26 protein-coding genes are annotated in these 25,455 nt (G+C 64.3%); 8 read left to right on the forward strand and 18 right to left on the reverse strand.

What is annotated here, in order from left to right; translation table 11 throughout:
• Positions 1-42: 42 nt before the first annotated feature.
• A complete protein-coding gene (locus PNAP_RS19290) occupies positions 43-1,188 on the forward strand; it encodes a branched-chain amino acid ABC transporter substrate-binding protein (RefSeq protein ID WP_011803222.1) in 1,146 nt (381 codons plus the stop codon).
• A gap of 19 nt (positions 1,189-1,207) precedes the next feature.
• On the opposite strand, the gene PNAP_RS19295 is transcribed toward PNAP_RS19290, so the two are convergent.
• From PNAP_RS19295 to purE, 3 genes are read right to left on the reverse strand one after another with little or no spacing between them, the layout of a single operon-like run.
• Positions 1,208-2,191, reverse strand: a complete 984-nt coding sequence (locus PNAP_RS19295; RefSeq protein WP_011803223.1) for an L-threonylcarbamoyladenylate synthase — start codon at positions 2,189-2,191, stop codon at positions 1,208-1,210.
• On the reverse strand, positions 2,191-3,423 hold the full coding sequence (locus PNAP_RS19300) for a 5-(carboxyamino)imidazole ribonucleotide synthase (RefSeq protein WP_011803224.1): 1,233 nt from the start codon (positions 3,421-3,423) through the stop codon (positions 2,191-2,193). The genes PNAP_RS19295 and PNAP_RS19300 overlap by 1 nt, the downstream gene beginning before the upstream one ends.
• Complete coding sequence (gene purE / locus PNAP_RS19305; RefSeq protein WP_011803225.1) at positions 3,420-3,929, reverse strand: 5-(carboxyamino)imidazole ribonucleotide mutase; 510 nt, start codon at positions 3,927-3,929, stop codon at positions 3,420-3,422. Before purE ends, PNAP_RS19300 begins: the two co-directional genes overlap by 4 nt.
• A 204-nt stretch (positions 3,930-4,133) precedes the next feature.
• Between purE and PNAP_RS19310 the strand changes: the two genes are divergently transcribed.
• Positions 4,134-5,021: a tetratricopeptide repeat protein gene (locus PNAP_RS19310; RefSeq protein WP_011803226.1), complete on the forward strand. Its 888-nt coding sequence runs from the start codon at positions 4,134-4,136 to the stop codon at positions 5,019-5,021.
• On the opposite strand, the gene PNAP_RS19315 is transcribed toward PNAP_RS19310, so the two are convergent.
• From PNAP_RS19315 to PNAP_RS19345, 7 genes are all read right to left on the reverse strand, one after another.
• The gene (locus PNAP_RS19315) at positions 5,018-5,413 is read right to left on the reverse strand and encodes a ribbon-helix-helix domain-containing protein (protein ID WP_011803227.1); all 396 of its coding nucleotides are present in this window, start codon (positions 5,411-5,413) and stop codon (positions 5,018-5,020) included. The two genes, PNAP_RS19310 and PNAP_RS19315, sit on opposite strands and share 4 nt — an antisense overlap.
• Before the next feature lie 78 nt (positions 5,414-5,491).
• Complete coding sequence (locus PNAP_RS19320; protein ID WP_011803228.1) at positions 5,492-6,073, reverse strand: DJ-1/PfpI family protein; 582 nt, start codon at positions 6,071-6,073, stop codon at positions 5,492-5,494.
• Between the two features lie 115 nt (positions 6,074-6,188).
• Entirely contained in the window at positions 6,189-6,395 is a 207-nt protein-coding gene (locus PNAP_RS19325; RefSeq protein ID WP_041376824.1) for a hypothetical protein, read from the reverse strand.
• A 56-nt stretch (positions 6,396-6,451) separates the two neighbouring features.
• Complete coding sequence (locus PNAP_RS19330) at positions 6,452-7,369, reverse strand: phosphoribosylaminoimidazolesuccinocarboxamide synthase (RefSeq protein ID WP_011803230.1); 918 nt, start codon at positions 7,367-7,369, stop codon at positions 6,452-6,454.
• 102 nt (positions 7,370-7,471) lie between these two features.
• The gene (gene fba / locus PNAP_RS19335; RefSeq protein ID WP_011803231.1) at positions 7,472-8,536 is read right to left on the reverse strand and encodes a class II fructose-bisphosphate aldolase; all 1,065 of its coding nucleotides are present in this window, start codon (positions 8,534-8,536) and stop codon (positions 7,472-7,474) included.
• 109 nt (positions 8,537-8,645) lie between these two features.
• Positions 8,646-10,055: a histidine kinase dimerization/phospho-acceptor domain-containing protein gene (locus PNAP_RS19340; protein ID WP_011803232.1), complete on the reverse strand. Its 1,410-nt coding sequence runs from the start codon at positions 10,053-10,055 to the stop codon at positions 8,646-8,648.
• Positions 10,052-10,744, reverse strand: a complete 693-nt coding sequence (locus tag PNAP_RS19345; protein WP_011803233.1) for a response regulator — start codon at positions 10,742-10,744, stop codon at positions 10,052-10,054. The genes PNAP_RS19340 and PNAP_RS19345 overlap by 4 nt, the downstream gene beginning before the upstream one ends.
• Before the next feature lie 110 nt (positions 10,745-10,854).
• Here PNAP_RS19345 and PNAP_RS19350 point away from each other — a divergent pair, with 110 nt between their 5' ends.
• On the forward strand, positions 10,855-11,616 hold the full coding sequence (locus PNAP_RS19350) for a phosphatase PAP2 family protein (protein ID WP_049763720.1): 762 nt from the start codon (positions 10,855-10,857) through the stop codon (positions 11,614-11,616).
• A 34-nt stretch (positions 11,617-11,650) separates the two neighbouring features.
• Here the strand turns inward: PNAP_RS19350 and pyk are convergent, their stop codons facing one another.
• The 6 genes from pyk to def form a co-directional block, all read right to left on the reverse strand.
• On the reverse strand, positions 11,651-13,084 hold the full coding sequence (pyk, locus tag PNAP_RS19355; RefSeq protein ID WP_011803235.1) for a pyruvate kinase: 1,434 nt from the start codon (positions 13,082-13,084) through the stop codon (positions 11,651-11,653).
• Between the two features lie 203 nt (positions 13,085-13,287).
• Entirely contained in the window at positions 13,288-14,481 is a 1,194-nt protein-coding gene (locus PNAP_RS19360; protein ID WP_011803236.1) for a phosphoglycerate kinase, read from the reverse strand.
• Between the two features lie 114 nt (positions 14,482-14,595).
• Entirely contained in the window at positions 14,596-14,949 is a 354-nt protein-coding gene (locus PNAP_RS19365) for an AzlD domain-containing protein (RefSeq protein WP_011803237.1), read from the reverse strand.
• A complete protein-coding gene (locus PNAP_RS19370; protein ID WP_011803238.1) occupies positions 14,946-15,695 on the reverse strand; it encodes an AzlC family ABC transporter permease in 750 nt (249 codons plus the stop codon). The genes PNAP_RS19365 and PNAP_RS19370 overlap by 4 nt, the downstream gene beginning before the upstream one ends.
• Entirely contained in the window at positions 15,692-16,663 is a 972-nt protein-coding gene (fmt, locus tag PNAP_RS19375) for a methionyl-tRNA formyltransferase (protein WP_011803239.1), read from the reverse strand. The genes PNAP_RS19370 and fmt overlap by 4 nt, the downstream gene beginning before the upstream one ends.
• Before the next feature lie 67 nt (positions 16,664-16,730).
• On the reverse strand, positions 16,731-17,252 hold the full coding sequence (gene def / locus PNAP_RS19380; protein WP_011803240.1) for a peptide deformylase: 522 nt from the start codon (positions 17,250-17,252) through the stop codon (positions 16,731-16,733).
• A gap of 199 nt (positions 17,253-17,451) precedes the next feature.
• On the opposite strand from def, the gene PNAP_RS19385 reads away from it, so the two are divergent.
• The 5 genes from PNAP_RS19385 to PNAP_RS19405 are packed head-to-tail and all read left to right on the forward strand — an operon-like array spanning position 17,452 to position 21,989.
• Complete coding sequence (locus PNAP_RS19385) at positions 17,452-18,690, forward strand: LysM peptidoglycan-binding domain-containing protein (protein ID WP_041376825.1); 1,239 nt, start codon at positions 17,452-17,454, stop codon at positions 18,688-18,690.
• Between the two features lie 41 nt (positions 18,691-18,731).
• The gene (locus PNAP_RS19390; RefSeq protein WP_198140654.1) at positions 18,732-19,025 is read left to right on the forward strand and encodes a ribbon-helix-helix domain-containing protein; all 294 of its coding nucleotides are present in this window, start codon (positions 18,732-18,734) and stop codon (positions 19,023-19,025) included.
• Positions 19,022-20,257 (forward strand): RNA-guided endonuclease InsQ/TnpB family protein, encoded by a 1,236-nt coding sequence (locus PNAP_RS19395; RefSeq protein ID WP_011803242.1) that lies wholly within the window; start codon positions 19,022-19,024, stop codon positions 20,255-20,257. The genes PNAP_RS19390 and PNAP_RS19395 overlap by 4 nt, the downstream gene beginning before the upstream one ends.
• Entirely contained in the window at positions 20,250-21,449 is a 1,200-nt protein-coding gene (gene dprA, locus PNAP_RS19400; protein WP_011803243.1) for a DNA-processing protein DprA, read from the forward strand. The genes PNAP_RS19395 and dprA overlap by 8 nt, the downstream gene beginning before the upstream one ends.
• A gap of 24 nt (positions 21,450-21,473) precedes the next feature.
• The gene (locus PNAP_RS19405; protein ID WP_011803244.1) at positions 21,474-21,989 is read left to right on the forward strand and encodes a DUF494 domain-containing protein; all 516 of its coding nucleotides are present in this window, start codon (positions 21,474-21,476) and stop codon (positions 21,987-21,989) included.
• A gap of 27 nt (positions 21,990-22,016) precedes the next feature.
• On the opposite strand, the gene PNAP_RS19410 is transcribed toward PNAP_RS19405, so the two are convergent.
• The gene (locus PNAP_RS19410) at positions 22,017-24,359 is read right to left on the reverse strand and encodes a DUF1631 family protein (protein ID WP_011803245.1); all 2,343 of its coding nucleotides are present in this window, start codon (positions 24,357-24,359) and stop codon (positions 22,017-22,019) included.
• Between the two features lie 104 nt (positions 24,360-24,463).
• A complete protein-coding gene (gene secF, locus PNAP_RS19415; RefSeq protein ID WP_011803246.1) occupies positions 24,464-25,417 on the reverse strand; it encodes a protein translocase subunit SecF in 954 nt (317 codons plus the stop codon).
• Positions 25,418-25,455 lie beyond the last annotated feature (38 nt).

Consider the following 25,455-nt stretch of genomic DNA (forward strand, 5'->3'; position numbering starts at 1 on the left):
AATGGGCTTTTATAATTTTTCCTTTGACCAAGAGATTTAGAAATGCTTTTACCGTTCCCCTTGCCCGCAAAGTCTCTTATCGCTGCTGCCGTTGCAACCCTGGCTTTTGCCGCCCACGCCCAGGACGCGCAGACCGTCAAGATCGCCCACGCCGGCCCCATCTCGGGCGGCATCGCGCACATCGGCAAAGACACCGAAAACGGCGTTCGCCTGGCGCTGGACGAGCTGAACGCCCAGAACCTCGTGATCGGCGGCAAGAAGATCAAGTTCGAACTGGTGGCCGAGGACGACGCCGGCGACCCGCGCCAGGCCACCGCCGTGGCCCAGAAGCTGTGCGACACCCAGGTGGCCGGCGTGATTGGCCACCTGCAATCGGGCACGTCCATTCCCGCCGCCAGCGTGTACAACAAGTGCGGCATTCCCAACATCACGGCGTCCGCCACCAACCCCGACCTGACCAAGCCGGGCTACAAAACCACCTTTCGCCTGATCGCCAACGACAACGCGCTGGGCGCGGCGCTCGCGATTTTTGCCGCCGACACGCTGAAAATCAAGAAAGTGGCGGTCATTGACGACCGCACCGCCTACGGCCAGGGGCTGGCCGACGTGTTCAAGGCCACGGCCAAACAAAAGGGCATCGAGGTCGTCGGCGAAGAGTTCACCACCGACAAGGCCACCGATTTCATGGCCATCCTGACCGGCATCAAAGCCAAGAAGCCCGACGCGATTTTCTTCGGCGGGCTCGATGCTCAGGCCGGCCCGATGCTGCGCCAGATGGAGCAGCTCGGCCTGTCGAATGTGAAATTCTTTGGCGGCGATGCGATGTGCACCGAAAAGCTGCCCGACCTGTCGAGCAAGGCCGGCTCAGTGAAAAACGTGACCTGCGCCACCGGCGGCGCCTCGATCCAGAAGATGCAGGGCGGCGCCGAGTGGAAGAAAAGGTACGACGCCAAGTTCCCCGGCCAGTTCCAGATCTACAGCCCCTATGCCTACGACGCCACCTACGTGCTGGTCGATGCGATGAAGCGCGCCAACTCGGTGGACCCCAAAACCTACCTGCCCTTCATCGGCAAGACCCAGTACAAGGGCGTGACCGCCAGCATCGCCTTCACGGCCAACGGCGAGTTGACCAAGCCGGCCGTGACGCTGTACAGCTACAAAAACAACCTGCGGACCGCGCTGAACTGAGGAGGGCTAGCGCCTGCGCCTAGCTCGCCGCAGCGCGCCCCAGCCGGTCGCGCACGCCGTCCCACTCGCAGGCCACGGGCGGGGTTTCCACCCAGATCAGCCTGGCGCCCTGGGCGTCGAAGTCGCGCAGCACGGCGAACAGCTGCTGCGCGGTGGCCAGCGCGTCGTCGGGCATGCGGCGGTATAGCACCCTAGTCGATTTGATGCCCAGCAGCGTGCGGGCATAAATCGCGATATGCGCCGCGTCGGCGCCCAGCAGGTCGAGGGCGGCCTGCATCGCGCCGGCATCCATCAGGCGAACCTTGGCGTTCGGCGCGTAATGCGCTTCCAGCGTGCCGGAGGCGCGGGGCGCGCTGCCGGCCGCCTGCGCATCCTCTTTGCCCAGCACCGGCTCGCCGCAGGCGGCTTCAAGCTGCGCGCGGGTCAGCACGCCGGGGCGCAGCAGCACCGGCCGGCCCCGGGTGCAATCGACAATGCTGGACTCGATGCCGACCGCGCACGGCCCGCCGTCGAGCACCAGCAGCTCGTCGCCAAACTCCTGCGCGACATGCAGCGCCGTGGTCGGGCTGACGCGGCCAAAGCGGTTCGCGCTCGGCCCGGCCACGCCCGTGCCACAGGCCTTCAAAAAAGCCAGCGCCACCGGATGCGCCGGGCAGCGCAGGCCAATCGACTCCTGGCCCCCGGCGGCGGCCAGCGCCACGCCTTCGCGGCGCGGCAGGATCACCGTCAGCGGCCCGGGCCAGAAGGCCTGCATCAGCCGGGCGGCAAACGCCGGAACGCTGCTGGCGTAGTCGCTCACCTGGCTGGCGTCGGCCACATGAACGATCAGCGGGTGGTCGGCGGGCCGGCCCTTGGCTTTAAAAATGCCGGCCACGGCGGCATCGCTGGACGCATCGGCGCCCAAACCATACACGGTTTCGGTCGGAAAGCCGACCAGCGCGCCGGCCTGGATGCGGCGGGCGGCCTCCACAATCGCCTGCGGGTCGGTGCCGGGCCGGATCATCAGGCGGCCTCGAATCCGGGCAGGCTAAGGATCGCCGCCGCCTGGCGCGCCACGGCCTTCACGCCCGCCACGTCGGCGCCGGTGATCGTCAGATGACCCATCTTGCGACCCGGCCGGGCGTCGGTTTTTCCGTACAGGTGCAGGTGCGCGCCCGGCAGGGCCAGCACCGCCTGCCAGTCGGGCGTGCGCGCTTCGCCCTGGGCGTCAAACCACACATCGCCGAGCAGATTGAGCATGATGGCCTTTGAGTGCTGGCGCGGCGCGGGCAGCGGCAAGCCGGCCATGGCATGCACCTGCAAATCGAACTGCGACACATCGCAGGCGTCCATCGTGTAGTGGCCGCTGTTGTGCGGGCGCGGCGCCATCTCGTTGACGACCAGCGCGCCGTGCTCGCTGCCGTCGTCGATCAGAAAGAACTCGACGCACAGCACGCCGACGTAGCCGATGTGGTTCGCTATGGTTTCAGTAGCTGCCTGCGCCCGTGCAGCAAGCGCAGAAGGCATATTTCCTTCATAAACCTCGGTCACGGCGAGAATCCCGTCCACATGCACATTGCGTTGCGGTGGAAAGCTGACGATGCGGCCGTCCCAGCCGCGCGCCACGATCACCGAGCATTCGGCCTTGAGCGGCAGCAGTTTTTCCAGCACGCAGGCCACGCCTTCGAGTTCCGCCCATGCAGCCGCCAGTTCGGCGGCATTGTTCACGCGCATCTGGCCCTTGCCGTCGTAGCCCATGCGCGCGGTTTTCAGGATGCCGGGCAGCAGGTCGGCGGGCACGGCCTGGAGCTGGTCCGGAGTTTCAATCACCGCGTAAGGCGCGCAGCTGACGCCCGCCATCACACCCGATTCGGCGGCGCTGGCCGTGAAATGCGATTTTTCCTGAATCCGGTCCTGGGCAATCGCCACGGCCGCCGCGCCGGGCGCCACCGGAAGGCTTTCGGCCAGCGTCTGTAAGGCGGATGCCGGCACGTTTTCAAATTCGGTGGTGACGGCCGCGCACATCCCGGCCAGTTGCGCCAGGCCCTGCTTGTCGGTGTAGCCGAAAGGGATGTGGTGATGGCTGACCAGGCCGGCCGGGCTTTGCGGATCGGGGTCGAGCACCGCCGTGAAATAGCCCAGCCGCTGCGCGGCATGCACGAACATGCGGCCCAGCTGGCCGCCGCCCATCACGCCCAGCGTGGCGGGCCGGCCGCTTGCATCGACCGTGCCGGGGAAAATCGGCAGGGCACTCATAGCGCAGGCAGCGTCATGGCGCGTGCGGCAGCGGTCTGTTCGGCGCGAAACGCCTGCAGCTTTTCAGCCAGCGCCGGGTCGTGCAGGGCGAGCATGGCGACGGCAAACAGCGCCGCATTGGCCGCGCCGGCGTTGCCAATCGCAAACGTGGCGACCGGAATCCCCTTGGGCATCTGCACGATGCTGTGCAGCGAATCGACGCCCTGCAAATGCCGGCTCGCCACCGGCACGCCCAGCACCGGAACAATCGTCTTGGCCGCCAGCATGCCCGGCAAATGCGCCGCGCCGCCCGCGCCGGCAATGATCGCCTGCAGGCCGCGCCCGGCAGCTTGCTCGGCATAGGCAAACAGGTCGTCGGGCATGCGGTGCGCCGACACCACGCGCGCATCGTGCGCCACGCCGAACTGCTGCAGGATTTGCACCGCATGCTGCATCGTGTCCCAGTCGCTGCTGGAGCCCATCACCACGCCCACCAGGGGGCTTGCCGGATTGTTAGTTGTCTTCATAAGGGAGATTTCAAGTCGTGAGGTTTGCCGGCGGTGCGCCTGGAAGCACTGATTTTAAAGGCTGGCGCCTTCAGCGCCCCCTGGCGGCGCGCCAGGCCCCGCGCCAGCGCTTGCATGCTATCGTCTTGCCTGCCGCGAAAGGCTGCGCACCGGCCGGCCCATCGCTTGAAAACCCCTTGTCCAACCCCCTAGCTCCACAACACCATGATCGACGCCACCCTTGCCAATTTCAAACAGGAAGTCCTGGAGGCTTCCAAAACCGTTCCCGTGCTGCTTGATTTCTGGGCGCCCGGAGCCGGCCCCGGCGAGCTGCTCGGCCCGCTGCTGGAACAGCTCGAAGCCGCTTATGCCGGCAGCTTCAAGCTGGTCAGGGTGGACGCCATCCGGGAGGAAAAACTCAGCGCCGCCTTTGGCATCCAGAGCGTGCCGACCTGCATCCTGATGGTGGGCGGCCAGCCGGTGGACAGCTTTGCAGGCGTCCTGCCGGAAAGCGAGATCCGGGCGTTTCTGGAGCGCCATGTCGCGCCCGCCGAAGAAAGCCTGGCGCTGGAGGCGTTCGACGACACCGACCCCGAGGCCGTGCTGCAGCGGCTGCAGGACGCCGTGACCGCCGCGCCGGCCAATGACAATGCCCGCTTTGACTACGTCAAGCATCTCTTGCTGCTGGGCCGCGACGACGACGCCAAGGTCGCCTTTGCGCCGGTGATTGCGCAGACCGGATCGGTGCGGCGCTTCGATTCGCTCAAGCGCTGGATGGACGCTATTGATTTTGTAGCTACTCATGCAGATGCAGAAAGCGCAGAAGCCCGATTTGATGAAAAAATAGCGGCCAACAAGCGTGATTTTGACGCGCGCTTCGACAAGGCCCGCTGGCTGATGGCCGGCCAGCGCTGGACCGACGCGCTCGACGAGCTGCTCGAAATCCTGATGCGCGACAAGACCTGGTCCGACGGCCTGGCGCGCAAGACCTACATCGCCATCCTCGACATCATGGAAGCGCCCAAGCCCAAGGTCGCCGACGGCCAGATTCCGCCAGAAGACGCCACCGTGGCCACCTACCGGCGGCGCCTGAGCAGCGTGGTGCTGAGCTAGGCCGCCAGCGTTTGCGGCGTTTCGCGGTCCGGCGCCCGCCGTGAAGAAAAAGGCCGCTGCTCGGTCGCCAGCACGCGCCTGGCGTTCAGGCTGCCGATGGGAATGGAGGCATCGCGCGGAATGCCGCCCGAGAGCTGCAGCGCCAGGTAGCGGCCGCAGCACACGCGCAGGAACGAGGCGAAATTCTCGATGCCCTGGCGCTCGGCCTCCAGCTCGTCATGCAGCCGGGTACACAGCTGGGGCACGCTCATGCCATCGCGGCTGGCAATGTCGCCCAACACATCCCAGAACAGGTTTTCCAGCCGGATGCTGGTCGCCACGCCATGCAGGCGCACCGAACGGATACGGCTTTCGTAGAGCGCCGGATCGGCGCTGATAAATACCTCACACATGATGCGTCTCCAGCGGCTTGAATAGTTTGACGAAAGCCTGTCGGCTCCCGGAATCATGCAGCGCGCGCCGGCCGGGTGTCAATGCGTGATCGTCGTCCCCAGCAGCGCCAGGAACTGGGCAATCCAGGCCGGATGGGCAGGCCATGCTGGCGCCGACACCAGGTTGCCGTCAGTGTAGGCTGCGTCAATGGCAATGTCGGCATAGGTGCCGCCGGCCTGCTCCACCTCGAAGCGGCAGGCCGGGTAGGCCGAACAGGTGCGCTCCTTCAGCACGCCGGCGCCCGCCAGCAGCTGCGCGCCATGGCAGACGGCCGCCACGGGCTTGTTGGCCTCGAAGAAGTGCCTGACCATCGCCACCACGGCGGGATAGGTGCGCAGGTATTCCGGGCCACGGCCGCCGGGCACGACCAGGGCGTCGTAGCTTTCAACCTGGATGTCGGCGAACGAGGCATTCAGCGTAAAGTTGTGGCCCGGCTTTTCGCTGTAGGTCTGCGCGCCTTCGAAGTCGTGAATCGCCGTCTTGATGTGGTCGCCGGCTTTCTTGTCCGGGCAGACGGCGTGAACCGTGTGCCCCACGGCCAGCAGCGCCTGAAAGGGCACCATGGTTTCGTAGTCCTCGCAGTAGTCACCGCAAATCATCAGAATCTTTTTGGCCGCCATGCTTGTCTCCTCGGGGTTGATGAACAAAGAGGCTTGATTCTTGGGCAAAACGGCCAGAGCGTGGTGTTAGCGGGCTGTGACATGCGGCCAGACGCGGGCGGCGGGCGCCCATCGTTCACGGTTTGACGCGTTCGGCCTGCTGCCTGTAGGTTTCATACGAGGTACTGGCACTTTTCATGCATCGCCCGCGCTCCTGGGCATCGAGCAGCTTGTTGCATTCATTACGCTGCCAGTTCTGGCCCGATGCATAGAACTGCTCCGACGAGCATCCCCCCAGCAACCCGGCCAGCGCCAGGCTGGCAAACAAAATGAAGACTTTCAAGCGAAACTCCTTTTTAAAAACAACCGGCACAGATCATGCGGGCCGCAGACGCCTCATCAAGCCGTCAGCCGCGCCATCGCCTCCTGGTACTTGGCGGCGGTCTTGCTGATCACGTCGGGCGGCAGGTGCGGCGACGGCGGGGTCTTGTCCCAGGGCTTGCCGTTGATGCGAACGGCTTCCAGCCAGTCGCGCACGAACTGCTTGTCGTAGCTCGGCGGGTTTTGCCCGGCGGCGAAGGCGGCTTCGTAGCCTTCGACCGGCCAGTAGCGCGACGAATCGGGCGTCAAGACCTCGTCCATCAGCGTCAGCGTGCCGTTTTCATCGAGGCCGAACTCGAACTTGGTGTCGGCAATGATGATGCCCTTGGTCAGCGCGAAGGCGGCGGCGGTTTCGTAAATGGCGATGCTGAGCGTTTTGATCTGCGCGGCCAGCTCGGGGCCGACGACCTTGACGACCTGCTCGTAGCTGATGTTTTCATCATGCTCGCCGACCTCGGCCTTGGCGGCGGGCGTGAAGATCGGCTCGGGCAGCTTGCTGGCATTTTTCAGCCCGGCGGGCAGCGGCACGCCGCACACCGACTGGCTTTGCTGGTACTCGACCCAGCCGCTGCCGGCCAGGTAGCCGCGCACCACGGCTTCGACCGGAATCGGCTTGAGGCGCTTGACCAGCATCGAGCGGCCGGCGACCTGCGGGATTTCGGCGGCCGTGACCACGCTTTCGGGCGCCTCGCCGGTCAGGTGGTTCGGGCAGATGCTGCCGAGCTTGTCGAACCAGAACAGCGCCATCTGCGTGAGCAGCGCGCCCTTGCCGGGAATCGGCTCGCCCAAAATCACGTCGAAGGCGCTCAGGCGGTCGCTGGCCACCATCAGCAGCCGGTCATTGCCCACGGCGTAGTTGTCGCGCACCTTGCCGCGCGCGAGCAGGGGCAGGGAAGTCAGGGCCGAGGTGTGAAGTACGGAGGTCGTGGTGGTCATGCGGGTCTGCGTGTTTGGAAAGTAAAAAAGCCCGTGCGACTTGGGTCAACCACGGGCTTGAATTATCGCCAATCCGGCGAAGCGGATGGCGCGGACCTTGGCTTATTGAACGACTTGCGCCAGTTCGCCCTTGGCGTACTGGGCGGCCACGACCGACAGGCTCTGGCCCTTGATGGTGCCGGCCTGGCCTTCGCAGCCGAACTCGATGTAGCGCTGCTTGCAGATCGCCTTGGCGGCCTCTCTAGCGGGTTTGAGCCATTCCCGGGCATCGAACTTGTCGGGGTTCTCGGCCAGGAACTTGCGCACCGCGCCGGTCATGGCCAGGCGGATATCGGTGTCGATGTTGATCTTGCGCACGCCGAACTGAATGGCCTTCTGGATTTCCTCGACCGGCACGCCGTAGGTTTCCTTCATCTTGCCGCCGTACTGGTTGATGATCGCCAGCAGATCCTGCGGCACGCTGGACGAGCCGTGCATCACCAGATGGGTGTTGGGAATGCGGCGGTGGATTTCCTTGACACGCTCGATGGCCAGGATGTCGCCGGTGGGCTTGCGCGAGAACTTGTAGGCGCCGTGGCTGGTGCCGATGGCAATCGCCAGCGCATCTAACTGCGTGCGCTTGACGAAATCGGCGGCCTGCTCGGGGTCGGTCAGCAGCTGGTCGTGGGTCATGACGGCGTCGGTGCCGTGGCCGTCTTCCTTGTCGCCCTGCATGGTTTCCAGGCTGCCGAGGCAGCCGAGTTCGCCCTCGACCGACACGCCGGTGGCATGCGCCATCTCGACAACCTTGCGGGTGACTTCGACGTTGTAGTCGAAGCTCGCGATGGTCTTGCCGTCGGCTTCCAGGGAGCCGTCCATCATCACCGAGCTGAAGCCCAGGTCAATCGCGCCCTGGCAGATGGCCGGGCTCTGGCCGTGGTCCTGGTGCATCACCAGCGGGATGTGCGGGTAGGCCTCGACGGCGGCCAGGATCAGGTGCTTGATGAAGGCTTCGCCGGCATACTTGCGAGCGCCTGCGCTGGCTTGCAAAATGACCGGCGCGCCGACCTCGTCGGCGGCGGCCATCACGGCCTGGACCTGCTCCAGGTTGTTGACATTGAAAGCCGGAATGCCGTAGCCGTTGGCGGCGGCATGGTCCAGCAGTTCGCGCATCGAAACAAGTGCCATGATGGAAATCCCCTGAAAGTTAAAAAGCTGTCGAAATGATGGTCTGCCAGGCTGCTCCGCACTCAGCGCTGTGCCGCAGTGGGCGGTAACCGCAGCGTAACCCCTTCGTTCATTCTACCGTCTGCCAACCGTTTGAAAGCCCGGAAAGCGGCTGAAAAGCCAGCCGGTAACACCGGGTAAACGGCGCCGCAGCCGCATGCCGGGCAAAACTGCCGCCATGAATATCCATCACGCGGCCGACAATCTTGTGCCCCAGGCCCAGGCGTTCGGTGGACGACGGGGCGACGTCCGGCCCTTGTCCCTTGCCGTGGCCCGTTCCGTCATCGCAGACCTGCAGCCAGGGCGCTCCCGCCTCAAAGCCCCACTGGACGCACACGGTCGTGCCTCTGGCGGTGTGCTGCAGGGCGTTGTCGATCAGGTTGCGCAAGGCCAGCTCCAGCAGCAGCGGATGCGCCAGGATGTGCAGGCTTTCAGCGCCCTGCACGCTCAGTTGATGACCGCTTTGCCAGGCCGACTGGGCATAGTCGGCCACCACCTGCCGGGCCAGCGCCGCCAGGTCCAGTGGCGCCAGGGCTTGCTGCAGGCCGGACTGGCCGGTACGCGCCAGGGCCAGCAGCTGGCCGATGACATGGCCGGCGCGCAGGGCATCGGCGCCGATTTGCTGCAGCGCCGCCGCCTGCGCCTCTGCCGGCAAAACGCCCTTGAGCGACGCCGCCTGCAGGGCAATCGAGGCCAGCGGGGTGCGCAGTTCATGCGCGATCTCGCTGGCCAGTTGGCGCTCGCGCTCCAGCGCGGCCTGCTGCTGGCCGACCAGCCGGTTGATGGAACGGACCACCGAATTGAACTCGCGGTAAGGGTGCCGGGCCTGCAGGCGTTCGGCCTTGTCCACCTCCAGCGCCTCCACGTCGCGCGACAGCGCCTGCAGCGGCTGCAAGCCGCGCAAAATGGCCGCGCCCAGCGCCAGCGCGACCACCGGCAGCAGCCACAGGCCGGGCTCGGCCAGCTGGGCGGCAACGTCCTGCGCCAGGTCTTCGCGCTCCTCGATTTTCACCAGCACCATCACCTGGCGACCGTGCGCCGCGTCCCATTGTGAAAAACTGCGCCATGCGGTCGCCGGCGTTCCCAGCCGCAGGTCGGCAAATCCGTCGCGCTGCGCCAAAAAAGGCGGCAGCGGCGCTTCGCCCGAGCGCGCCAGCAGATGGCCGGCGGCGTCGCGCACCAGCACGCTCAGGGAGAACTGGTAGTCGTGCTTTTTCAGGCTGGCCAAAGACCGCTGGGCCACACCCAGGTTCGCCTGGCGGTTCGGCTCCAGGGCGCCTTCCACGAAAGGCGGCAGGTCCAGCGCCAGCAGTAGCGCCGCCGTTCCGGCCAGGTGGCCATCGGTCAGCTCGTCGGCTTCATGGATGCCGGTGCGGTAGCCGACCATCACGAATCCGGCCCACACCAGCAGCAGCGCCGCCAGCACGCCCAGGATCAGGCGGCGGGTCAGCGATGCCTGCCGGCCCGCGGGCGGCTTCATGGCAGGTCTTCCCGGGGAATGAAATAGCCCACGCCGCGCACCGTCTGGATCAGGCTTTCGCCGAGCTTGCGGCGCACATGGTGCACATGCACCTCGACCGCATTGCTGCCGACGCCATCGTCCCAGCTGTAAAGCCGTGCCTCCAGCTGCTGGCGTGACAGTACCCGGCCGCGCGACTCCAGCAACAGCAGCAGCAAGGCAAATTCGCGCGGCGTCAGCTCGACCGGCTGGCCGGCCCGCAGCACGCTATGGGCCGCCGGGTCGATCACCAGGTCGCCATGCGCCAGCAGGGGATGGGCGCGGCCTGCGGCCCGGCGCAGCAGCGCGCGCATGCGGGCTTCAAGCTCATCGAGGTCAAAAGGCTTGACCAGGTAGTCGTCGGCCCCCAGGTTCAGCCCCGAGATGCGGTCAGCCACCTGGTCGCGCGCGGTCAGGATGAGGATGGGCGTCAAGGTGTCCGGCAGGCTGCCCGCTGCAGAGGGCGACTGCCTGACGCGCTCCAGAAGCCTGCCGCCCTCGCCATCGGGCAGGCCCAGGTCCAGCAGCACCAGATCGAAAGGCTCGCTGCGCAGGGCCGCCCAGGCGCTGGCCAGCGTGCCGCACACATCGACGGCATAGCCGCGCTGCTGCAGATTGGTCCGCAGGCCGACGGCAATGCCCGCATCGTCTTCAACCACCAGGATTCTCATGGGCCTATTGTCATGCGCCGCACTTATTTTCTCAGGCGCCTGCGCGCCGTTAAGGATGACTTAAGGCATTGCGGCTACCTTGGCGCCACCTGTTCCCGCCCGATGCCTACATGTCTTACCTTCTGTTTCCTGCACCCTCCTCCTTCTCCTCACGGCCGCGCCTTTTATTCTGGACACTGGGCGGCTTTTTGCTGTTGCTGCTCTGGGACTTTTCAGGACTTGATCTGGTCATGGCGCACTGGTTCGGTTCTGCCGGCGGCTTTGCGCTGGAGAGCCACTGGCTATGGCGCAACCTGCTGCACGACGACATCCGCCTGTGGCCCTGGGTGCTTGAGCTGGGTCTGCTGATCGGGATTTTCCTGCCCGCTGGCACCCTCAGGCAGTTGCCCATGGCGCGCCGGGCGCAACTGGCCCTGAGCACGCTGGCCGCCCTGCTGGCCGTCTCGACCATCAAGCTGCACAGCCACACCAGCTGCCCCTGGGACTTGCAGGAATTCGGCGGCGCGGCGATTTATGTGTCGCACTGGGCCTGGGGCGTGCGCGATGGCGGAACCGGCGGCTGCTTCCCGGCCGGTCATGCCTCGGCGGGCTTTGCCTTTGTCGGCGGCTTTTTTGCCTTCAGGCATGCCCTGCCAAAAACCGCCAGGCGCTGGCTGGCCGGGGCGATGCTGGCCGGGCTGGTTTTTGGCCTGGCGCAGCAGGTTCGCGGCGCCCACTACATGAGCCACACCTTCTGGACCGCCTGGCTGTGCTGGACGGTGGCCGCCGGCATTGACGCAGCGGTCAGCCGGCTGATGGCCCGAAGCCGCACGCATGCGACAGCCCCGGTGCCCGGCCTCTCGGCACTGACGCCATTGACGCCAGCGGAGTGAATGCGGCCGGGCTCAAGCGTGCCCGGCCCCCATATCAGGCCACGCGGCAGATCTTGAGCATGTTGGTGCCGCCGGGCGCGCCCATCGGCTCGCCGCAGGTGATGGCGTACACGTCGCCGCTGTGCACGATGTCCAGGCGCAGCAGATGGCTTTCGGCCTGCTCCAGCGCGGTGTCGCGGTCGGCGCTGCTGTCCATGAGGATAGGGCGCACATTGCGGTAAATCGCCATCTTGCGCTGGGTGTCCAGGCGCGGCGTCAGCGCATAGATCGGCACATGGATGTCATGGCGGCTCATCCACAGGGCGGTCGAGCCGCTGTCGGTCAGCGCCACGATCGCCTTGGCGCCCAGGTGGTGGGCGGTGAACAGCGCGCCCATGGCAATCGACTGGTCGATGCGCGCAAAGGTCTTGCCCGAAAAATCGGCGCCCAGTTCCTTGTATTCGGCCTTTTCGGCTTCCTCGCAGATCTTGGCCATTTCCTCGACCGTTTCCAGCGGGAAGCGGCCGGCGGCGGTTTCGGCGCTGAGCATCACCGCGTCGGTGCCGTCAAGCACCGCGTTGGCCACGTCGCTGACCTCGGCGCGCGTGGGCACCGGGTTCAGGATCATGCTTTCCATCATCTGGGTGGCGGTGATGACTACCTTGTCGGCCGCCCGGGCCATCTTGATCATGCGTTTTTGCAGCGCCGGCACGGCCGCATTGCCGACCTCGACCGCCAGGTCGCCGCGCGCCACCATGATGCCGTCGCTGACCTTCAAGATTTCTTCGAGCTTCGGAATCGCCTCGGCGCGCTCGATCTTGGCGATCAGGCCGGGCTTGTGCCTGTAGGGCGCGGCGGCCACATTGCACAGCTGGCGCGCCATTTCCATGTCGGTGGCGTTTTTGGGGAAACTCACGGCCACGTAGTCGGCCTGGAAGCTCATCGCGGTCTTGATGTCTTCCATGTCCTTGGCTGTCAGCGCCGGCGCGGTCAGGCCGCCGCCCTGCTTGTTGATGCCCTTGTTGTTGGACAGCTCGCCGCCGAGCTTGACGGTGGTGTGGACTTCCTCGCCGCGCACCGCATCGACGGTCAGCACGATCAGGCCGTCGTTGAGCAGCAGCACATCACCGGCCTTGACATCGCGCGGCAGTTCCTTGTAGTCCAGCCCGACGCCCCGGATGTCGCCCGGCTCGATGCGCGACGCGTCGAGGATGAATTTCTCGCCGGGCTCCAGCATGACCTTGCCTTCGGCGAACTTGCCGACGCGAATCTTGGGGCCCTGCAGGTCGGCCATGATGGCGACTTCGCGGCCGGCGCGCTGGGCCACTTCGCGCACCACAGCGGCCAGGTTGATGTGGTCCTGGGCCTTGCCGTGGCTGAAGTTGAGGCGCACCACGTTGACGCCGGCGCGTATCATTTTTTCCAGCAGCACCGGGTCGCTGGAAGCAGGACCGAGGGTGGCAACGATTTTGGTGGCGCGACGCGTCATGAGGGATGTCTCCTTGTAATTTAGTTTCCGATTCTTGCACGAATCTGTTACCGCTGGGTTACCAACAAGAGGCGCCTTGCGCTAGGCACGGCCCTCCGCCAAACGCATCGAAAAGACAGCCCGAGCGTCTGTTTACAAGCCAAATAAGCTGCTTGCGCTTATTCCACGGGCGTAGTCAGCTATTAAAAACGAAGCATCCAATATCAGCCCGCTGCCCGCTTCTGCAAAATCTCGAAGGCCGGCAGCGTCTTGCCTTCGAGCACTTCGAGGAAAGCGCCGCCGCCGGTGGAGATGTAGCCGACCTGCTTTTCGATGCCGTACTTGGCAATCGCCGCCAGCGTGTCGCCGCCGCCGGCAATGCTGAAGGCGCTGGAGTCGGCAATCGCGCGGGCAATACCTTCGGTGCCCTTCGAAAAAGCCTCGAACTCGAACACGCCGACCGGGCCGTTCCAGACGATGGTGCCGGCGCTTTTGAGTTGCGCGGCCAGCCGGGCGGTGGTCTCGGGGCCGATGTCCAGGATCAGGTCATCGTCCTCGACTTCGGCAGCCAGCTTGACGGTGGCGGGCGCATCGGCGGCAAAGGTCTTGGCGGTCACCACGTCGGTCGGAATCGGCACCTCGGCACCCCGGGCCTTCATGGCGGCCATCACGGCCGTGGCCTCGGCCAGCAGGTCGGGCTCGGCCAGGCTCTTGCCGATGTTCAGGCCGGCGGCCAGCATGAAGGTGTTGGCGATGCCGCCGCCGACGATCAGCTGATCGACGTTTTCGGCCAGCGCCTTGAGGATGGTCAGCTTGGTCGAGACCTTGCTGCCCGCGACGATGGCGACCAGCGGCCGCTTGGGATGGGCGAAGGCCGCCGTGATGGCGTCCATCTCGGCGGCCAGCAGCGGTCCGGCGCAGGCAATCGGCGCATATTGCGCGATGCCGTAGGTCGAGGCTTCGGCCCGGTGCGCGGTGCCGAAGGCGTCATGCACGAAGATGTCGCACAGCGCGGCCATCTTGCGCGCCAGCGCTTCGTTGTTTTTCTTCTCGCCCTGGTTCAGGCGGCAGTTTTCCAGCATCACCAGCTGGCCGGGCTGGACTTCAACGCCATCGACCCAGTCGGCGACCACGGGAATATCGCGCTGCATCAGCTCGCCCAGCCGTTTGGCAACCGGGGCCAGCGAATCGGCCGGCTTGAACTCGCCTTCCACCGGGCGCCCGAGGTGCGACGTGACCATGACGGCAGCGCCGGCATCGAGCGCCATCTGCAGGCAGGGAACCGATGCGCGGATGCGCGTGTCCTCGGTGATGGCGCCGCTGGCGTCCTGCGGCACGTTCAGGTCGGCGCGGATGAAAACGCGCTGGCCGGCCACCTGGCCGCTGGCGCACAAATCGGAAAAACGGATGAAATTCATAGACAACTCGCAAAAATGGACAAGGGTTTTTGAGGGCTAAAGCAGCCTGGCGGATCGCCTGCGATTGTAGGTCGGGCCATGGCCCTGAAGCCTCTCGGCCCTCCTGATTTCAGGCTACCAGCCTAGCCCGATGCGCAGCGGCAGGTACACCGCCATGCCGACCACGATGGTGCCCAGCACGGCCTGCCCGGCGCCCCGGCGCCAGACATAAAACGCCACCCCGGCGGTCGCACCAAAAACACGCGCGTCCTGCCAGGAAGCGATCAGGTGCCCCTGGGTCATGACCAGCTCGGGCACGATGACGGCCGCCAGCGCCGCAATCGGCGCGTATTGCAGGCCGCGCTGCGCCCAGCGCGGCAGGTGCCAGGGGCGACTGGAGATGAAGAAAAAACTGCGCGTGACCACGGTAATCACCGCCATGCCAAAAATGACGCCAAGCGTCCACCAGTCGGTACCAGGCTGGCTCATTCGGCAGCCCTGCGATCAGACGGCGCGGGCGACTCCAGCAGCAGGCACAGCGCCACCGCCACGGCAATCGCCACCACGATGTTGAGCTTGTACGGCAGCGCGAACGCCGCCACGGCCGCCGCGCCCGCCACACCGGCTGAGACGCGGCGCATGGGGCTCGACGCGAGCGAGCAGGTGACGCCGATCAGCGCCAGGATGCCGGCAAACCCCAGGCCCCAGGCGCTGGGAATCCACTGCGCCAGGGCAATGCCCAGCAGGCTGGCCGCCTGCCAGCTGACCCAGTTCAGGCCGCTGCTGCCGGCAAAATAGGCCAGCTCCGCCTGGCGCTGCGCCGGCTCCAGCGACGGATGGGGAAAGCGGCGCACAAACAGCACATAGGTCATATCGGCGCACAGGTAGCCGGCCAGCAGCCGCGCCGGCCGGGGCAGGTGCATGAGGTAGCTGCGCAAATGGGCGCTGAACACCACGAAGCGCAGGTTGACGCAAAAGCTCGTGGCCAGGATCACCCAGACCGGGGCGCCAGCGGCAATCAGGGGAATGCCCGCCAGTTGCGAACTGCCGGCAAACACCAGCAGCGTCATCGCCACGGCCTCGACCACCGACATGCCCGAATTCACCATGGCCACGCCGGTCATCAGGCCCCAGGCCGCCAGGCCGGGCGCGACGCCCGACACCTCTTGCACGCCGGTGCGGAACTCGGGATGGCGAAGCAGCGCCGAAAGACTGCTGCCGAGGCGCACGGTCACGGATTGGGAAGGTCGAACAACTGGCCGGCCTGCAAGTCAAAGCCGCGCAGGAAGTCGGCGGCGGGCAGGCGCTTGCCGCCGGCGCGCTGCAGTTCGGTGACTTTCAGCACGCCATCACCGCACGCCACCCGCACGCCATCGGAATTTGCAGACAAAATCAGGCCTTTGCGCATATCTGGCGGGCATGAGCAGCTATCAATTTCAGAGCTCCAGAGCTTGACCGTGTCGGAACCGATCTGCGCGCTGGCGCCCGGAAAAGGCGTCATGGCGCGGATGTGCCGGTCAATGCTGGCTACCGGCTGGGTCCAGTCCACCGCCGCTTCGGATTTTTCGATCTTGTGGGCATAGGTCACGCCCTCGGCGGGCTGGCGGACTGGCTCAAGCTGGCCAGCAGCGGCCAGTTCCAGCGCCTGCACGATCATCTGCCCGCCCAGCGCGGCCAGCTTGTCGTGCAGCGTGGCGGTGGTGTCGGTGGCTTGAATCGCGAGTTTTTCGACCAGCAGCATGTCGCCGGTGTCCAGCCCCGCATCCATCTGCATGATGGTGACGCCGGTCTGCGGGTCGCCGGCCTGGATCGCGCGGTGAATCGGCGCCGCGCCGCGCCAGCGCGGCAACAGGGAAGCGTGAATGTTCAAACACCCCAGCCGGGGCATGTCGAGCACCCACTGCGGCAGGATCAGCCCGTAGGCAGCGACCACCATCACATCAGCCTGCGCGGCCTCGATGGCGGCGCGGGCGGCAGCGGCGTCTTCAGGGTATTTGCCATCCAGCCGCAGGCTCCTGGGCTGGGCCACCGCAATGGCGTGGCTCTCGGCCCACTGCTTGACGGCGGAGGCCTGCAGCTTCATGCCCCGGCCGGCGGGGCGGTCGGGCTGGGTCAGCACCAGGGGGATTTCAAAACCGGCGCCGTGCAGTTGAGCAAGCGCCACACGGGCAAATTCAGGAGTACCGGCAAAAATAACGCGCATGGGGCGTGATTCTAGAGAGTCGCCTCGCCGTCCGGCGCCGGCCAGGCGAAAGCCCTTTGGCGTCAGATCAGCGCACGGCCTCGCGTTCCTCGTCTTTTTTCTGCTTGATCAGCTTGGTCTTGATGCGGTTGCGCTTCAGGGGCGACAGGTATTCGACGAACACCTTGCCGATCAGGTGATCCATTTCATGCTGGATGCAGACCGCCAGCATGCCTTCGGCCTCGTGCAGCTGCTTCTGGCCGTTCAGGTCAAGCGCCGCCACCTTCACCGCCAGCGCGCGTTCCACGCCGTCGTAAATGCCGGGCACCGACAGACAGCCCTCGTCGCCGATGCGCGTCTCGGCGCTGGCCCAGACGATTTCGGGGTTGATCAGCACCAGCGGCTGGTTGCGGCCTTCGCTGACGTCAATCACCACCAGCCGCTCATGCACATCGACCTGCGTGGCGGCCAGGCCGATGCCTTCAGCCGCATACATGGTGTGGAACATGGCGTCCGCCAGTTGGCGCAGGCGCGCATCAAATGCAGCAACGGGCTTGGCCACGGTATGCAGGCGCGGGTCGGGATAACGGAGAATAGTCAGTGGAGTCATGGCAGGAATGAGGGAGAAGTCGCTATTTTCGCCACTTTTTCCGATTTTTAAAGGCTGCAATCCTCTCAGAATCCCCTAATCATTGCTTAATCAAGGGCTTGAGTACAGAATCGCTGGAAATTTCTCCGGATACAAACACTACAAAATGCGCTTATCCGTACCAAAAAGTAAGCGCCGCCAGTCCCAAACAAGCTTCAAGATGCCTACTATTTTTGCTCGCTTCAGTCATATTTCAATCGCCGCGGCCGCCTTGCTGGCCACTTCAACCGGCGTACAGGCCCAGAACTTCCCCGTCACGCCCGCCCAGCAGGCCACGGCCGTCCAGGTGGCCCGGACCGGAGTTCCGGTGGCCGACCTGGCGCCCAATGCGCCTGACAGCTACACCGTCAGGCCGGGCGACACCCTGTGGGCCATTTCGGGCATGTTCCTCAAGGGTCCGTGGCGCTGGCCCGAATTGTGGGGCATGAACCTGGAGGACATCCGCAATCCGCACCGCATCTATCCCGGCCAGCAGCTCTACCTGGACAAAAGCAATGGCCGGGCCACCTTGCGAACCCGCCGGGCAGGCGGCGGCGACAGCAGCAGCAGCAGCAGCGCAGCCATGAACACCATCCGGGTGTCTCCGCGCACCCGCTACGAGTCGCTGGCCGACACCTCCATTCCCACATTGGCGCCCCAGGCCATCGAGCCCTTCCTGGCCGAGCCGCTGATTGTTGACGAGCTGACCTTTTCGCAGGCGCCGCGCATCGTGGCCACGCAGGAGGGCCGGGTGCTGCTCAGCCGGGGCGACCGGGCCTATGTGCTCAGCGCGTATGCCGCAGGTGGCGGCAGCAAGCCCTTGAGCGACCACAAAGGCGAGCCGCGGGACTACCGGGTGTTTCGCAACGCCACGCCGCTCAAGGATCCGACCACCCAGCAAATCCTGGGCTACGAAGCGCAATACGTCGGCAAGGCCGAACTGGTGCGCGGCGAGTCCACGGCCCAGAGCAGCGACAAAGACGGCAAAACGCAAATCGACATCGTTCCCGCCACCATCGACATCGTGGCGGCCAAGGAAGAAATGCGGGTCGGCGACCGGCTGATTCCCGAGCCGCCCCGCGAGTTGCGCAGCTATGTGCCGCACGCGCCCTCGTCGCCCATGTCCGGGCAGATCGTCTCGGTGTATGGCAATGCCGTGGCTTGGGCTTCTGAAAACCAGATCGTGGTGATCAACCGCGGGACCAGCGACGGGCTGGAGCGCGGTCATGTCATGGCCATCCTGAAAGACGGCGAACGCCTGACGGACAAAACGGACAGCGACCGGCCGGACATCAAGCTGCCCAACGAGCGCAATGGCCTGCTGATGGTGTTCCGCACCTTTGACCGGCTGTCGTATGCGCTGGTGATGCAGGTCACCGATGGCGTCAAGGTCGGCGACCGCTTCACCAACCCGAACTGAGTTTTTCACGGGCTGGCGCCGGGGATTGAATGGCGCGGGCCATGCCTGCTGAAGCGCCGGCCCCCTGGGTTCACCTGAATTTTTCACTTTATCAGTTTGAGCGGAAAACCCCGGCCTTCAGGCCGGAGATGGACAGCGTGGACGGCGAAGCCGTCCCTGTATTTGGTTTGCATTTGAATCCTGTTGTGGTGCATGATGAATGTACGAAGCGGACAAACATCTATCTGACAGAGCCTTCGGTTGCGAAGCTGCAAGAGCTGTCAAAACAAACGGGGCTTTGCGTTGCCGAGTTAATTCGTCGCGCTATCGACGACTTCCTGAACAAGAAAAAATGAAACGCCTGCAAGCCTTCAAATTCGAGTTGATGCCCGGCGGCGGGCAGCAGCGTGACATGTGCCGCTTCGCCGGGGCGCGCAGGTTTGTCTTTAACCGGGCTTTGGATATTCAAAAGGCCAACTACGCAGCAGGCGGCAAATTCATCGGTTACGTCGATATGGCGAACCGCCTTCCTGAGTGGAAAAAAGAGTTTGAATGGCTCAAGGAGCCGCCCTCGCAATCCTTGCAGCAATCGCTGAAAGATTCGGAGCGCGCGTTCAAAAACTTCTTTGAAAAACGCGCGGGCTTTCCGCAGCCCAAGAAGAAAGGCCGTGGCGAAAGTTTCCGTTTCCCGCAAGGCTTCAGGATCGACCAGTCCAACAGCCGCACCTTCTTGCCCAAACTCGGATGGATGCGCTACCGCAACAGCCGGGGCATTCTTGGCACGGCCAAGAACATCACCGTCAGCCAAACGGGTGGCAAATGGTTTGCCAGCATCCAGACCGAGCGAGAAGTCGGGCAACCCATTCCAGCAGCCACCAACGCCATCGGCATCGACATGGGAATTGCCCGATTCGCCACCCTGAGCGACGCCAGCTTTGTTGAGCCGCTGGACAGCTTCAAGAAGCATGAACACAGGCTCAAAAAGTACCAGCGGCGCATGAGCCGCAAAGTCAAAAACAGCCGGAACTGGCACAAAGCCAAAAGGAAGGTGCAAAACATCCACACCCGTATCGGTAACGCCCGCAAAGATTTCCTGCACAAGAAGACAAGCGAGATCAGCAAAAACCACGCCATGGTCGCTATTGAGGACTTGCAGGTGGGCAATATGTCCAAGTCGAGCAAAGGCACCGCCGAAGCACCGGGGAAAAACGTCGCGGCCAAGTCGGGACTTAACAAAGCCATCCTCGATCAGGGCTGGTTCGAGTTTCGCCGCCAGCTGGAATACAAGCTCGCTTGGAGCGGCGGGATACTCATTGCAGTGCCCGCGCACTACACCAGCCAGACCTGTCCTGCCTGCGGTCACATTGCCAAGGAAAACCGGCAAACGCAGGCTCGGTTTGCGTGTGTGGACTGTGGCTACCAGAACCACGCCGATGTGGTTGGCGCGATGAACATATTGGCGCGGGGATACCGCGTTGCAGCCTGTGGAGAGGACGGCTCTGGCTCTGGTCGAAAGACCAGAACGAAACCAGCCTCTGTGAAGCAGGAACCCGCCGAAGTGACTATGCGTGAGGCAGCTCATGCGTAGCGCCGCAGGAATCCCCCGCCTTCAGGCGGGGGAGGATGTCAAGGATTCCCAAGAACTTCAAGCCTGGCTGCGGCTGGCACTCACGCCCGGCGTGGGCAACACCACGGCGCGCAAGCTGCTGGCGGCCTTCGGGTCGGCACAGGCCATTTTTGAACAAAGCAGCGCGACGCTGCAAAAACTCGGCTCCGACAAGCTGGCCAGCGCCCTGCGCAGCGAGCCATCCAGCCTGGCGACCCAGCTGCAGACCACGCTGGACTGGCTGCAAGCCGGGGACGACCGGCGCATCGCCGTGCTCGGCGACGCGGCTTACCCGGCGGCCCTGCTCGACATCGAAGACCCGCCCTTGATGCTTTATATGCTGGGCACGCTTTCCAGTCATGCTGATACAGCTACCAAAACAATAGCGAACAGTTTGGCCATCGTCGGCAGCCGCAACCCGACACCGCAAGGTGAAAGCAATGCCCGGCAGTTTGCCAGGGCGTTCGGCAGCGCTGGCATCTGCGTGGTGTCGGGACTGGCGCTGGGCATCGACGGCGCGGCGCATGATGGCGCGATGCTGGGCGGCGGCGAGACGATTGCGGTTGTCGGCACCGGACTGGACCGGGTCTACCCCAAAAAGCACCTGGCCCTGGCGCACCGCATTGCCCGGCAGGGCATGATCATCAGCGAATTCCCGCTCGGAACGCCGCCGCTGACGGCCAATTTTCCCAGGCGCAACCGCATCATTTCGGGCCTGAGCCGGGGAACGCTGGTGGTCGAGGCGGCGCTGCAGTCGGGCTCGCTGATCACCGCCCGGCTCGCGGCCGAGCAGGGCAAGGAAGTCTTTGCCATTCCCGGCTCCATCCATTCGCCCCAGTCGCGCGGCTGCCATGCCTTGATCAAGCAAGGCGCCAAGCTGGTGGAAGTGGCTCAGGATGTGCTGGAAGAACTCAGGCTGGTGCCCGCCGGCGCAGCCCCGGCGGCTGATGCCTTGCAGGCGCCAGCGGAGGGCGACGAGGGTGATGCACCCGTTCCTGGCGGTGAAGACACGCTTCTGGCGGCGCTGGGATTCGATGCGGTCAGCCTGGATGCGCTGCAGGCACGCACCGGCCTGGATACCGGCCATCTACAGGCGCAATTGCTGGAGCTTGAACTCGGCGGACAGGTCGCGCGCCTGCCCGGAGGACTGTTTCAGCGCATGGCGGCGGGCTGAGCTTATCTGCGTTATATTGAATGCATGTTTGAAGTTCTGGTCTATGTTTATGAAAATTACTGGCAAGGCGCGGCCTGCCCTGAATTTGACCGGCTGGGGCGCAAACTCATTGCAGCAGGATTTGAAGCCGAAGAAATCCAGCAGGCGCTGATCTGGCTGGAAGGGCTGAATGTTGCAGCCAAAGGCACGCAGATCAGCCTGCCCGATGAATCAAACCCCGATTCTGCTGATCCCGTCAGCGCGCATCCCCGCATGCTGGCGCAGTCAAGCCACAGCCTGCGCATCTATTCGGTGGCCGAGCAGGAACATCTGGGCGCGCAAAGCCTGGGATTTGTGTGCTTTCTCGAAGCCTCCGGCGTGCTGCCACCCTACATGCGCGAAATCGTGCTTGACCGCGCGATGGCCGCGCCCGGCGATCCGGTCTCGCTGGACGACCTGAAAATCATCGTGCTCATGGTGTACTGGAGCTTTGGCGAAGAGCCTGAAGCGCTGGTGCTCGATGAGCTGTGCGACGACACCGAAGGCCGCCTGGCGCACTGAACGACCGGGCTGCTGCTGCGTCAGCAGCTAGCCCAGCAAACGCTCCGGATTGGCATCCAGCTTGGCCAGCGCATCGCGGGTGGCACGCACCGTCAGCGTTTCTTCTTCCGTCGGTACCAAGAGGCCTGCCTGCAAGTAAGCCGCCAGCCGGCGCATCTGGATCAGGAAACTGCGGCCGTCGGCAGCGGCAAACAGATGAAGTTGCTTGCGCTCGCTGCACCAGGCAAACTGCACATGGCTGACTTTTCCGTTGTGGTCCAGGTTGTACCAGCTGCCGGGCTGCAGTTCCCTGGCCCAGGCGCACATGGCGTCGGTCGGCTGGCTGCCGCCGTCGCCGATCACCTCAATATTGGCCGCATCGATCCCGATCATCGTGACCAGGCTGTCGGCATCCAGCGGAAAGTCGCCAACATCCTGCTCGGACAGATAATCTTCAAGATTGGTCAGCCGCCTGGCCATGGCCTCGATTTTTTCAAGGGGAATGACAGCGGTTTTTGACATAAAGGCATCGGCCAGCGTGTCACTGATGATTTTCAGTTGCGCATCCTGCGCCGGCAGATCCAGGCCCAGCAGGGTCATGCCCTGCCGCAGCAGTTGCAACTGCCTGGGAAGTGCGGCAATGACACGCGTCCGGTCGACGCGGTTGGGCTTGGCACTGGCTGACCAGACCAGGTCGGCCGCAGCCTGCTTGAGCAGCAGGGTCTGCGCATGCTGCGGACCATTCTTCATCGCGGTAAGGGCCAGCACCTCGGCCCATATCCTGAATAGGAACTCCCGTATCTCGTCGCGTACCGACATCTCGTTCAGCATGGTCCGCATCTCGATGGTGTACTGAATGGTCATGGTTTCCTTTTGCTCAAGCTGCTGTGCCAGGCCGACCGCCCGCGCAACGCTGCCCTGCTCGGCAAAAAAGCGGGACAGGAACTTGTCAAACTCCTCATACACCAGCTGAAACACCCGGCGCCCGGTTTCGGGGTACTGCTCGATCACCTGCACCACCCGCCTGATTTCCGACTCCAGCACATTGCCCGCCACCGTGACATCAAAGCCCAGCGCGCACGAGCCCATGCGGTCAATCAGCTGGCGTGCCGGATGCTGCAGGGAGCCGAAAAACTCGGGCTCGGCAATCGCAACCCTGAGGACCGGCATCTGCAGCCGCGCAAACCAGACACGGATCTGGGGCGGAATGCGGTCTTCGGCCAGGATGCTCTGGAACATCAGGGCGACGATTTCGATGGTGGCTTTTTCCGCGGAAGTGGACGCTGCCTGCTTGAGAACGCTGGTGCGCTGGCGCAGCCCCTGCATGGCCTGGTCAACCTGGGTTTGAGCGTGCGCCAGGTCAAATTCCTCGGCCGGCCCCGAGCGCTCTGCACTCTCCTCTTCTTCAGCCCGCTGCTGCAAGCGGCTGATGGCTTGCTCCAGCCGGGGCGACGCCTGCTGGATTTTGGCTGCGTCAAAACCCTCTACACGGCTGGTCAGCAACTGCTTCAGACGCCCCATCACACCCTGAGCCCGCATCCGCACACGGGCCAGCGGTGTGGTCGCGGTTTGCATGCGCGCGTCATCCTGGGCCGCATTGCCCGACCACCAGCTGCGCGCCGGCGTCTGGCCAGGGCCGGGCTCACCCCTGCCAGTTCCAGCCGGAGCCGTATTGCCGGTGCCGCCTTCAGCACTTGAAACATTTCTCGTTCCCAGGGCATTGGGGCTGCTTGCCACACCAGCATTTGCATCCGTTTTTTCCGCCGGATTTTCAACACCATCGGAAAGGCTGGAGGGCCTGCCAGTATTCACGGCCGAAGGGGTTCGCCTGACCAACGGCCGCAGGTCGATTTCCGCCATCACGCCATTCCTGATCAGGAATTCATTGGTCGCGTGGTAAATCTCCAGCATCTGGGCGGCCATGTTTTTATGCACAATGTCCTGAACCAGCAGCCATACCGACTGAGGCAAGGCCGCTCGCTTCCACTGTTCGACCAGGTCTTGCGCAATCACTTCGGGCCGGAATATGTCCTGCCGGCTCAATTCGGGTAGGCCTTCCAGGCTCTGGATACGCAGGCGCAGGTCATTGAGTTCCCAACTCGCGAAATCGAGCAGGCGCAGCGCCAGGCGGGAAGCAAGAATCCGGTCCTCTACCGCCTCGTTGCCGACCAGTTCCATTTTGCCCAGGTCAGACAGTGCGGGGGCTGAAGTCGTGGCGGGCAGCGGCGCTGTTTTGGTCCAGGCCCTGAGCGTGCCCTGGACCCAGGCTGAACTGTTTTTCTGGTAAGCCAGCAGGGCATCGCGCATATCCTGCATTTCGCGGGCATTGCCCGGACGCGAAGCCAGTTCGGCCAGGGTATCGCCGATGGTTTTGGCCAGCCCGGGCAGCATGCGGACAGCACGCTCCAAAAACAGGGCACGAGCCTGTCCCGCAAGAGGGTTTTGCCTGGAGTTACGGGAAGGCACGGCTGACGTGAGCGATGGGTTGGAGACAGCTAGACCGTGGCGCCTGCGTTCGGATCGTTGGGATCCTCGTCTTTTTTCGCCGGTCCCTTGATCAAGTCTTCACGCTTGATGCCCAGCCACATCGCAATCGCAGCGGCGACAAACACCGAGGAATAGATGCCGAACAAAATGCCGATGGTCAGTGCCAGCGCAAAGTAAAACAGCGTCGGGCCGCCGAACAGCAGCATCGACAGCACCATGATCTGAGTCGAGCCGTGGGTGATGATGGTGCGGCTGATGGTGGAAGTGATCGCGTTGTTGATGATCTCCTCCGTGTTCATCTTGCGGTAACGGCGGAAGTTCTCGCGAATCCGGTCAAAAATCACCACCGATTCGTTGACCGAATAACCCAGCACCGCCAGCACGGCAGCCAGCACCGCCAGCGAAAACTCCCACTGGAAAAAGGCGAAAAATCCAAGAATGATGATCACGTCATGCAAGTTGGCGATGATCGCCGCGACCGCATATTTCCACTCGAAACGAAACGCCAGATAGACCATGATGCCGAACACCACCATGGCCAGCGCCTTGAGGCCGTCCTGGGCCAGTTCTTCGCCCACCTGCGGGCCGACGAACTCGGTGCGGCGCAGCGTCACGTCGGGGCTGGCGGTCTTAAGCGCAGCCAGCACGGTATCGCTCTGCTGCGCGGTGCTGACGCCCTTTTGCGCCGGCAGGCGGATCATCACGTCGCGCGAGGTGCCGAAATTCTGCACCTGGACATCGTTCAGGCCCAAACCGGCCACGGTGTCGCGGATCTTGCCAACATCGGCGGCCTGGGTGTAGTTCACCTCCATCAGGGTGCCGCCGGTGAATTCAACCGACAGGTGCAGTCCGCGCGAGAACAGGAAAAACACCGCCAGCGCGAAGGTGACGAAACTGATGAGGTTGAAGATCAGCGCGTGCCGCATGAACGGAATATCGCGCCGGATTTTGAAAAATTCCATCTGGGATCCTTGGAAAGCGGCTCAGGAAAAAGAGGCTG

The sequence above is a fragment of the Polaromonas naphthalenivorans CJ2 genome (genome assembly GCF_000015505.1).
Lineage (GTDB): Bacteria > Pseudomonadota > Gammaproteobacteria > Burkholderiales > Burkholderiaceae_C > Polaromonas > Polaromonas naphthalenivorans.

What these genes read in the sequence shown, in the direction of transcription:
- PNAP_RS19290 (WP_011803222.1), top strand. Translation starts at nt 43, where the DNA reads ATGCTTTTACCGTTCCCCTTGCCCGCAAAGTCTCTTATCGCTGCTGCC.
- PNAP_RS19295 (WP_011803223.1), bottom strand. Translation starts at nt 2,191, where the DNA reads ATGATCCGGCCCGGCACCGACCCGCAGGCGATTGTGGAGGCCGCCCGC.
- PNAP_RS19300 (WP_011803224.1), bottom strand. Translation starts at nt 3,423, where the DNA reads ATGAGTGCCCTGCCGATTTTCCCCGGCACGGTCGATGCAAGCGGCCGG.
- purE (WP_011803225.1), bottom strand. Translation starts at nt 3,929, where the DNA reads ATGAAGACAACTAACAATCCGGCAAGCCCCCTGGTGGGCGTGGTGATG.
- PNAP_RS19310 (WP_011803226.1), top strand. Translation starts at nt 4,134, where the DNA reads ATGATCGACGCCACCCTTGCCAATTTCAAACAGGAAGTCCTGGAGGCT.
- PNAP_RS19315 (WP_011803227.1), bottom strand. Translation starts at nt 5,413, where the DNA reads ATGTGTGAGGTATTTATCAGCGCCGATCCGGCGCTCTACGAAAGCCGT.
- PNAP_RS19320 (WP_011803228.1), bottom strand. Translation starts at nt 6,073, where the DNA reads ATGGCGGCCAAAAAGATTCTGATGATTTGCGGTGACTACTGCGAGGAC.
- PNAP_RS19330 (WP_011803230.1), bottom strand. Translation starts at nt 7,369, where the DNA reads ATGACCACCACGACCTCCGTACTTCACACCTCGGCCCTGACTTCCCTG.
- fba (WP_011803231.1), bottom strand. Translation starts at nt 8,536, where the DNA reads ATGGCACTTGTTTCGATGCGCGAACTGCTGGACCATGCCGCCGCCAAC.
- PNAP_RS19340 (WP_011803232.1), bottom strand. Translation starts at nt 10,055, where the DNA reads ATGAAGCCGCCCGCGGGCCGGCAGGCATCGCTGACCCGCCGCCTGATC.
- PNAP_RS19345 (WP_011803233.1), bottom strand. Translation starts at nt 10,744, where the DNA reads ATGAGAATCCTGGTGGTTGAAGACGATGCGGGCATTGCCGTCGGCCTG.
- PNAP_RS19350 (WP_049763720.1), top strand. Translation starts at nt 10,855, where the DNA reads ATGTCTTACCTTCTGTTTCCTGCACCCTCCTCCTTCTCCTCACGGCCG.
- pyk (WP_011803235.1), bottom strand. Translation starts at nt 13,084, where the DNA reads ATGACGCGTCGCGCCACCAAAATCGTTGCCACCCTCGGTCCTGCTTCC.
- PNAP_RS19360 (WP_011803236.1), bottom strand. Translation starts at nt 14,481, where the DNA reads ATGAATTTCATCCGTTTTTCCGATTTGTGCGCCAGCGGCCAGGTGGCC.
- PNAP_RS19365 (WP_011803237.1), bottom strand. Translation starts at nt 14,949, where the DNA reads ATGAGCCAGCCTGGTACCGACTGGTGGACGCTTGGCGTCATTTTTGGC.
- fmt (WP_011803239.1), bottom strand. Translation starts at nt 16,663, where the DNA reads ATGCGCGTTATTTTTGCCGGTACTCCTGAATTTGCCCGTGTGGCGCTT.
- def (WP_011803240.1), bottom strand. Translation starts at nt 17,252, where the DNA reads ATGACTCCACTGACTATTCTCCGTTATCCCGACCCGCGCCTGCATACC.
- PNAP_RS19385 (WP_041376825.1), top strand. Translation starts at nt 17,452, where the DNA reads ATGCCTACTATTTTTGCTCGCTTCAGTCATATTTCAATCGCCGCGGCC.
- PNAP_RS19390 (WP_198140654.1), top strand. Translation starts at nt 18,732, where the DNA reads ATGCCTGCTGAAGCGCCGGCCCCCTGGGTTCACCTGAATTTTTCACTT.
- PNAP_RS19395 (WP_011803242.1), top strand. Translation starts at nt 19,022, where the DNA reads ATGAAACGCCTGCAAGCCTTCAAATTCGAGTTGATGCCCGGCGGCGGG.
- dprA (WP_011803243.1), top strand. Translation starts at nt 20,250, where the DNA reads ATGCGTAGCGCCGCAGGAATCCCCCGCCTTCAGGCGGGGGAGGATGTC.
- PNAP_RS19405 (WP_011803244.1), top strand. Translation starts at nt 21,474, where the DNA reads ATGTTTGAAGTTCTGGTCTATGTTTATGAAAATTACTGGCAAGGCGCG.
- PNAP_RS19410 (WP_011803245.1), bottom strand. Translation starts at nt 24,359, where the DNA reads ATGCTGCCCGGGCTGGCCAAAACCATCGGCGATACCCTGGCCGAACTG.
- secF (WP_011803246.1), bottom strand. Translation starts at nt 25,417, where the DNA reads ATGGAATTTTTCAAAATCCGGCGCGATATTCCGTTCATGCGGCACGCG.